At 59.5% G+C, this 7,479-nt stretch carries 9 protein-coding genes; 5 read left to right on the top strand and 4 right to left on the bottom strand.

Features of this window, described 5'->3' with window-relative positions; translation table 11 throughout:
- Positions 1-54: 54 nt before the first annotated feature.
- The 5 genes from Q2941_RS33675 to Q2941_RS33655 all read left to right on the top strand — a co-directional run bounded on the left by Q2941_RS33675 (position 55) and on the right by Q2941_RS33655 (position 3,116).
- A complete protein-coding gene (locus Q2941_RS33675) occupies positions 55-195 on the top strand; it encodes a hypothetical protein (protein WP_458195123.1) in 141 nt (46 codons plus the stop codon).
- 614 nt (positions 196-809) lie between these two features.
- A complete protein-coding gene (locus Q2941_RS33670) occupies positions 810-2,135 on the top strand; it encodes an IS4 family transposase (RefSeq protein ID WP_458195126.1) in 1,326 nt (441 codons plus the stop codon).
- A gap of 63 nt (positions 2,136-2,198) precedes the next feature.
- The gene (gene tnpA / locus Q2941_RS33665; RefSeq protein ID WP_458195122.1) at positions 2,199-2,609 is read left to right on the top strand and encodes an IS66-like element accessory protein TnpA; all 411 of its coding nucleotides are present in this window, start codon (positions 2,199-2,201) and stop codon (positions 2,607-2,609) included.
- Positions 2,606-2,932 carry an IS66 family insertion sequence element accessory protein TnpB gene (gene tnpB / locus Q2941_RS33660; RefSeq protein WP_458195121.1) on the top strand — a complete coding sequence of 109 codons (327 nt, stop codon included), beginning with the start codon at positions 2,606-2,608 and terminating at the stop codon, positions 2,930-2,932. Before tnpA ends, tnpB begins: the two co-directional genes overlap by 4 nt.
- 55 nt (positions 2,933-2,987) lie before the next feature.
- The gene (locus Q2941_RS33655; protein WP_458195120.1) at positions 2,988-3,116 is read left to right on the top strand and encodes a hypothetical protein; all 129 of its coding nucleotides are present in this window, start codon (positions 2,988-2,990) and stop codon (positions 3,114-3,116) included.
- Between the two features lie 70 nt (positions 3,117-3,186).
- Here Q2941_RS33655 and Q2941_RS33650 read toward each other — a convergent pair whose 3' ends face one another.
- From Q2941_RS33650 to Q2941_RS33635, 4 genes are all read right to left on the bottom strand, one after another.
- The gene (locus tag Q2941_RS33650) at positions 3,187-3,894 is read right to left on the bottom strand and encodes a hypothetical protein (protein ID WP_458195119.1); all 708 of its coding nucleotides are present in this window, start codon (positions 3,892-3,894) and stop codon (positions 3,187-3,189) included.
- Between the two features lie 612 nt (positions 3,895-4,506).
- Positions 4,507-5,835 carry a terminase large subunit domain-containing protein gene (locus Q2941_RS33645; RefSeq protein ID WP_458195118.1) on the bottom strand — a complete coding sequence of 443 codons (1,329 nt, stop codon included), beginning with the start codon at positions 5,833-5,835 and terminating at the stop codon, positions 4,507-4,509.
- Between the two features lie 374 nt (positions 5,836-6,209).
- Complete coding sequence (locus Q2941_RS33640) at positions 6,210-6,434, bottom strand: ATP-binding protein (RefSeq protein WP_458195125.1); 225 nt, start codon at positions 6,432-6,434, stop codon at positions 6,210-6,212.
- A 534-nt stretch (positions 6,435-6,968) separates the two neighbouring features.
- Positions 6,969-7,454: a hypothetical protein gene (locus Q2941_RS33635; RefSeq protein WP_458195124.1), complete on the bottom strand. Its 486-nt coding sequence runs from the start codon at positions 7,452-7,454 to the stop codon at positions 6,969-6,971.
- Positions 7,455-7,479: the final 25 nt, after the last annotated feature.

Here is a 7,479-nt window from a genome sequence, read left to right as displayed (position 1 = left end):
GTGGGCTCGGAGATGTGTATAAGAGACAGGTATTGCCCTCTCGATTGTGGCATCTTGACTGAAAAACCGGCGGGTGAGGAGCAGCAGGCGATCCTCTGGAGCATCTACCGGCTATTCTCGCTCGCGAAGCCGCCGACTGATCAGCAGTCGATGCTCGTATCATGGTGGAAGACCCTCATCGACATCCTGGTCTAGGAACAGGAAACGGATGCCTGGCGGCAAATAATCGATCAAGAAGGCCCGTCAACGATTCCGGCGGGCCTTCTGCTCTTAGAACACACTACACGCTGAAGAAGAATGAGATTCATCGCGGTATCGAGGCCTGCGAAATCGCGATCTCCCTGTTCGACAAGTGCTGGCGCGCGAAGCGTGGCCGGGACTGTGCGGCGACTGGGAAGACGCGCAATAGTACATTGCGGTGCAGAAGCGGATTGATGAGAAGATGGCGATAGACGGGAAAGGACAGCGACAATGACAGAACGTAAGGAGATGGTACGTTGCGATTGCGTCAAGTGTCTTGCAGAAGGCGACAACTGTCCTCACTGGCGTCGGCAGATAAAAGCCGAAGAGGTCGAGCGATCTCCCCAGATCATAAAAGGGCTGCCGTGGCCGGCGAACGTGGTCGAAATCTAGCCTCGCTTCTCTGCGATCTTTGTATCCGTCCGGTGAAGCTTTAATTACCCATAACTTTGACCACCCGGACTGATCCGCTGATCGGCGAAATCTTGAGTCGAAAGAATCACTTGTGATTCCTTGCTGAGCACCTGATTCGCGAGGGGGGGGGTGCTCGATGGGGCTGACATTAAGGGATCGATCGGCAAAAGGCTGTTTGCGGACAAAGCATTCCGCTCGTCTGCCAGGATTGGGCGAATACCAAGGCAGCCTACCGCTTCTTCTCTAATGACCGGGTCAGCGAAGCGGACATTCTGGCTGGCCATTTCCAATCGACACGTGATCGTGCCGCCGCCACTGAAGGTCTCGTTCTTGTGCTGCACGATACAACCGAGTTCAGCTATCAACGCGAGAAGTCAGAAGCGATCGGCATCACCAAGAGCATAAACAGTGGACGGGATAAGGCGGGTCGCCTCAGATCGCACACGGTTTGCGGCATCCTGATGCATTCGAGCCTCGCGGTTACAATCGAGGGGGTGCCGCTAGGCTTGGCGGCCGTCAAGTTCTGGACCCGGAAGAAATTCAAGGGGACGGCAGCGCTTAAAAAGAAGATCAATCCGACCCGGATTCCCATCGAGAAAAAGGAAAGCGTCCGGTGGTTGGAAAATCTCAAGCATTCTACACAACTCTTGGATCATCCGGGACGATGCATCCATATTGGTGATCGCGAGAGTGACATCTACGAGCTTTTCTGCGCAGCACAGGAGATCGGAACTCATTTCCTGGTCAGGACCTGCGTCGACCGCTTGGCTGGAGACGGGGATCACACGATCGCCGACGAAATGGACGAGGTCGCCGTCAAAGGGCTCCATCGCATCGAAGTCAGAGATAGCAACGGCGATCCCGACCAGGCCGTTCTTGAGATCAGGTATCGCAAGATTCGCGTCCTGCCACCAATCGGAAAGCAGAAGCGCTATCCCGCTCTGACCCTGACGGTGATCCATGCCGAAGAGCGCGGGACGCCGAAAAACAGAAAGAAGATCGATTGGAAGCTGATCACCGACCTGCCTGTTGGTTCCCGCGCCGACGCCGTTGAGAAGCTCGAATGGTATGCTTTGAGATGGAAGATCGAGGTGTTCCACAAGATCCTCAAATCGGGTTGCAAAGCTGAGGAGTCGAAGCTCAGGACCGCCCAGCGTCTGACCAATCTGATCTCGCTGTTTTGCATCCTGAGTTGGCGGGTCTTCTGGATGACGATGCTCAACCGTTCCGCCCCAGACGCGCCGCCAACCCTCGCGTTGACTGCGACTGAAATCGGCGTGCTCGATCGCCTCGTCAACGACAAACCAAAAGCAAGACAGAAAACGCTCTCGCACTATCTGATCAAGATCGCCCGGCTCGGCGGTTATCTCGCCCGCGCCAGCGATCCGCCGCCCGGCAATACCGTCATGTGGCGCGGGCTGTCACGCCTCACCGACATTGCGCTGGGCGCCATGGTCGGAGGAGAATTTGTGGGTAATTGAAAGCCGGTGAAGTCCGGTGAAGGCCGCCTTGCCGAATGAGGCGTGTTGTTGAGAACTGTCCTTATGGACAGTGATAGGCGCAGTGCCCAAGTCGAGCGGCTTGAAGTGGTGGACACGGGCCGGCGGCGGCGCTGGTCGGAGGACGAGAAGCTCAAGATCGTCCTGGAGAGCTTGCAGGCGCCGCGCCAAGTTGCGGCGACAGCTCGGCGGTATGGCGTTTCGCGCTCGTTGCTGCTGCGATGGCGACGGTCGTTTCGGCCTGAGCCGAAGGATGCCGCCCATCAACCTGGCTTCGTACCGGCGATGGTGGTCGCAGAATCCGGGCCGAGGCCATGTCCAGTCGCGCCGGCCAGCAGCGGCGGGTCGATTGAGATCGAGTTTGCTGCCGGGGCTCGGATGCGGATCACGGGTACGGTCGACGCGGCGACGCTGAAGGCCGCCGTGGCGGCGCTGGCGGATGGACGGCTACGGTGATCCCCATTGCGTCGGGCGTGCGGGTGTGGATTGCGACCGGCCACACCGATATGCGTCGCGGCATGAACTCGCTGGCTTTGCTGGTGCAGGAAGCCTTCAAGCGAGACCCGCACGGCGGCGACCTCTATGTGTTCCGTGGCAAGAGCGGCAAGCTGATCAAGATCCTTTGGCACGATGGACTGGGCATGTCGCTCTACGCCAAGCGGCTGGAGCGCGGCCGCTTCCTGTGGCCGTCGTCGACCCCAGCCCAGCTTGGCTACCTGTTGGAGGGCATCGACTGGCGGATGCCGCAACAGACCTGGCGACCGCAGGCGGCGGGCTGATCGCTGGGATTTGAATCGATGGCGCGATCAGCGGTTCGGACAGAGACCGCGTTTTATGATTCTCTGGTCGGCGATGGGCGCTGATGATTCTCTTCCCGACGATGTGACCACGCTGCAGGCGATGCTGCGCGCCGAAGCCATCCGCCGGCTGGTCGAGATCGCGCTGAAGGTGAAAACAAAATGAAACGGCCCGCTCCCCACAGAGAGCGAGCCGTTCGACATTCGACGACCAATCTCGACAGGCCAACCGCGCTTCACTTGCGGTCCGCAATCTCGGACTTCCGGGGCCAGTACTCACGCCGCACCTCCTCGTATCCACGGTCCAGCTCGACCCCGGATATCTTCCGGAAGTCATCAGTGCCCCATAAGGCCTTCGCTCCCTGCAGAAGCAATTCCCCAATGTCATCGAGCGCATTGAGAAGATCCTTGGCCTCGAACTCCGCCCCCTGAAATTGTTCGTCCCACACGAGACCCCTGGCGTAGTGAAACGCCGCGCTGATCGCCTTCTTGCCCTCCTCGCTGTCACTCAAACAACGCTCCATGCATTTCATCGCCCAGGCGTTGGTCGAGAGCTTGGCCTTGCCGGCCTCCTGGTCGATGGTCCGCTTCAGCGAAGACGGAACGCGAACATAGACGGTCGAACCGGGTTCTGTTTCAGCTTTGGCTTCCGGCGGATCGCCGAAAGGGCTGTCGTCGACGACCTCCACCTCACCCTCGAGTATCCATGCTTGCGCCTGCTCGGCGCTCATCGGCTCGAACTCGAACTGGTCGCGAGTCTCGTTGATCCGAATGCGCTCGTTCCAGACCTGCTCCGACCAGCTGTGGACAATGAAAAATGCGCCGCCACGGGTCTGGAAAAGCTCGCTCGTAACTTTGTTATCGTCCGCATCGGTCCAGATGGACCGCGCCAGAACTCGACTCGTCTCGGTGTTGTAGGTGACCCCGTTAACTATTCGTTTCATCGCTCGCTCCCCTGAGATGCAAGCAAGTAAACGTTTTCACTTGCAAGCAATAGACTAAGCTGACTTGCTAGCAAGTACAAGTCACTTGCTAGCACTAGAAGAAAAGATTTTTGAAGAACGAGTGCGGAACCGATCCCCACGCCTCGCCAGCAGATTGTTTACGTTCGAGAAAACAACCCCCGGCACACAGATCAAAGGTTGTATGAGGCCAAGGAGCGTGTGCCGTGGCGGTGCTGGCTTGCACCAAGGTGGTGGGGTCGATGGTGGGGTCAGCCGCTGGTTGTGGCGACCAAGCTCTTTAGTTGCAGGCACTTAGGAGCGAGGTTCGGATCCTGGCATGTCCGCCTTCGGCTCGGACCTGCGCTCGTTCCGCGACCTCTCGAGGAGCCGTGTTGCGATTGTCCTCTAGCTCCAGTTTGGTGCCTCTTCGCTCGGCAAAAGATGCCTTCCGCTGTCGCGTCCAGGCCCAACGCGTGATCGACTGCCGAATGCATTGTGTCGAATTGCGTTGAGCGGCGCAGCGGCCTCCATCAGCGTGAGCCGTACAAAAACGATGCACTGGCTCCAGCTAGTTCCGCTCTTCGGGAACTCTACGCGGCATAGGCCCTTCGGCTATGCGATCGGGATCTGCGTGATCACTTTCGACAGTCGCGTCAATCCCCACACCATGGCATCGAGGCGGTTGGGCGAACCGTCTACGGCACGATCCCACTCGCGGCTAAAGGCCATCATCTCGCTTTCCAACTGGTCGAGGCCGCGACGATGCAGGACGCGACCTTTCTCATAAAGCAGCGAGATCGGTTCGGCTCGCATCGCCTTGCCGCGCGACGCCGAGACTTCCTTAATCCGGATCATGTTGGTGCCGCGCTCGCCGCGCGCATGAATGCGTTCGGCAGCTTGCTTGATCACCTCCGTCGCCATATCGCCGCCGAAATTAATTTCGACGACGATGTCGTCGCCATCGAAGTCATCGTGCGCCTTCACCGCCGCTTCGCCCCATTGCGCCGGGCTTCCCGACGTTGAGCGGTCGGCCAGCACCGCGAACCGGCCGTCATTGAGCAGCGCGGAGACGACGATGCCAACCTCATCCGCGCCTCCCGACGGGTCGACGCCGACGGTCGCCTGCTCGATCGACTCTTCCGGAACCTCGTCATGGATCAGCCAGTCATCCTTGAACAGCGCATTGACCGGATCGAGGATCATTGCGCCATGTAGCTCCTGGCGGCCAAGCCGTGTTCCTTCGTAAATCTCGCGGATCTTTCTCAGGAAGTCCGGCGCGAGATGCGCCGCATTGTCGTAAGTCGAACCGCTGGTGATCCGGATGCCGTCCATTGCAACCAGTTTCTTCATGAACGGCGTGGTCCGCGGTGTGGTGGCGATCAGCATGCGCGGCTTGTCGCCAAGCCGTAAGCCCATCATCGCCATGTCGAACACAGCTTGCTGATAACGCATACGCGCGATCTCATCGATCACACACATCTCGCATTGCGGACCGCGCAGGGAGTCCGGTTCCTCGCCCGAGAAGAACACGCACATTGCGCCATTCGGCCATTCCAGCCGCCGCTTCGACGAGGTCCAGCGCGGGCGCGGATCACGGCCGCAGGTCGCGAGAATGCCGCTTCGGCCTTCGAGGTTCACGTCATGGAAATCCGCCGTCGTCGGCGCGATCAAATGAATACGGGATATCCCGGCGCGCACCGCCATGTGCACGGCCGCCGACATCGAATGCGACTTGCCGGTGCCACGGCCGCCAAGGAAAAGCCAGCACCATTCAAGATCGGACGGCGGCAGCTGCGCGTCGCGTGCCCGAAACACCCAATCGTCCGCGGCATCATCGCCCAGCCTCTTCGTGAACTCCTCGGCCCTTGCCCGTGGCAGGGACCGGACGTCTTTCCGCAACTCATGCATGTCCCAGATTTCGCGGAGGAAGCGGTCAGCCATTGACGCCCTCCTTGAACAATCGTCCCGGCTTTTGTCGGTTTCTGTCATGGCACGGCCTTCGACTTGGCCCGCCGACGAGGTCGGCGAGCTGTCGCCTGACGTCACCATATGCCATCGCGCCCGCGCGCGCGAGATCGACAGCAATCCGATCATGAAGCGTTAGGTTTCGACCTAGTCACCGCCAGCGTCGCTGGGCTCGACAACGGTGGCGTGCCGGCTCAGAATGCCTGCTAAAGACCGAAGTGAGGGTCTACTCTGTGGCAGACCCCCCGAGAACGATAGCCAGGCAACGATAGCCAGGCAATGTGCCGCGCCGCGATGGAGTCATGGTGCGATTTGCGGATGGGCTCCTTGATCCAATCGATCGAGCAGGCCTAACTGGCCACAGTTCCAAGCTCCCGCGGGCCAAGTCGCCGACTACTGACCGCTAAAGTCATTTCGAAAGTTGACTCATGAGCATTTGACTCCGTAAGTCGCAAATCTCCTCCGGGATTCTCGATGATTGTGCGGCTTATGGCGAGCCCTCGTCCCATTCCCATGCCTGATGGCTTGGTCGAAAAGAACGGATCGAATATTCGGGCTTTGCTCTCCTTCGAAATTCCAGTTCCTTTCCGGGAATGTTAGTACGACAGCGGAAGAGCCTTTCGATCGCGTTGCTATTCGCAAAATTCTGGCACCCGCTGGAACCGCTTGCATCGCATCGATGGCGTTCTTGATCGAATTCGGGATCACTTGTTGGAGGTGAGTCGGCGTCGCCACGACTTCCGGAAGATCATGCACAAGGTCTGTCCTGATCCGCACCTAACCTGCAACTCATGTTGCAGCAGCGCGAGCGCCTGTTCGGCAATCTCGCTTACGCGCAAACTCTTCCTCTTTTCGACCCTTGCTCCAAACAGATCACGCACGCTCCTGATGGCACCGGCACGAAGACTGCCGCTTCGATCTCTTCAAGCATGACGTCCACCTCATGCGACCGATCTGGTCGGCTATCTATACTGCCATCACCTCGCGACCCTGGATCGTGCGATGGCCGAAGGGGCGTTGCGGAAGCCGGAGGTATGGGAGATCCTCGCTTCGAGCTCATCGCGCTTCTCAGAAACCTTGCTGCTTAAGGAGGCGATCCGGCGAGAGTTCTAGAATAACGAGTGTTGCAGCAGCCCACGATGCGCGGAGCAATAACTCGAGCCCTTCTGGTCGATCTCGTCGGCGACGCGGGAGAAACGCATGACGCAGTCGGGATCGGCACAGTGTCCGAGGCCGCAAGCGTGGCCGAGCTCGTGAGCCGTCTCTTTCGCGAGGCGCCTCAGCAGCAACAAATTGTCGGGCGGCTCGGGACGCAGTCGGAACAGCGAAACAACGGCAAGTCGACGAGCCGCATCGGCCGTGCCGAAGACAAACGTGCGGCCCGGATAGGCGAGATCGACATCCGTGAGAGCGAGGACAAGGCCATCGCCGCGATCGCGTCGGCCAAGCTGGTTCAAGAGGTCGGCCGCGTCGTACCGCTGTCCTGCCGGCCGCACGGCGACAAAGCGCACGCGAGCGCGATTCAGGGGATCCGGGAGTTGTTTGGCCAAGGGCGCGAACGCATCACGCTCGAGCGCTGCGAGCGGGGCACTCATCGACAGTCCGGAGTTCGTCGACTCG

The organism is Bradyrhizobium sp. UFLA05-153, assembly GCF_054185185.1.
Note: the sequence above shows the minus strand (reverse complement) of the source record. Positions and strands in the feature narration are given on the sequence as shown.

Coding starts and splice junctions, on each gene's coding strand:
- tnpA (WP_458195122.1), top strand. CDS start 2,199: ATGGACAGTGATAGGCGCAGTGCCCAAGTCGAGCGGCTTGAAGTGGTG.
- Q2941_RS33655 (WP_458195120.1), top strand. CDS start 2,988: ATGATTCTCTGGTCGGCGATGGGCGCTGATGATTCTCTTCCCGACGAT.
- Q2941_RS33650 (WP_458195119.1), bottom strand. CDS start 3,894: ATGAAACGAATAGTTAACGGGGTCACCTACAACACCGAGACGAGTCGA.
- Q2941_RS33645 (WP_458195118.1), bottom strand. CDS start 5,835: ATGGCTGACCGCTTCCTCCGCGAAATCTGGGACATGCATGAGTTGCGG.
- Q2941_RS33635 (WP_458195124.1), bottom strand. CDS start 7,454: ATGAGTGCCCCGCTCGCAGCGCTCGAGCGTGATGCGTTCGCGCCCTTG.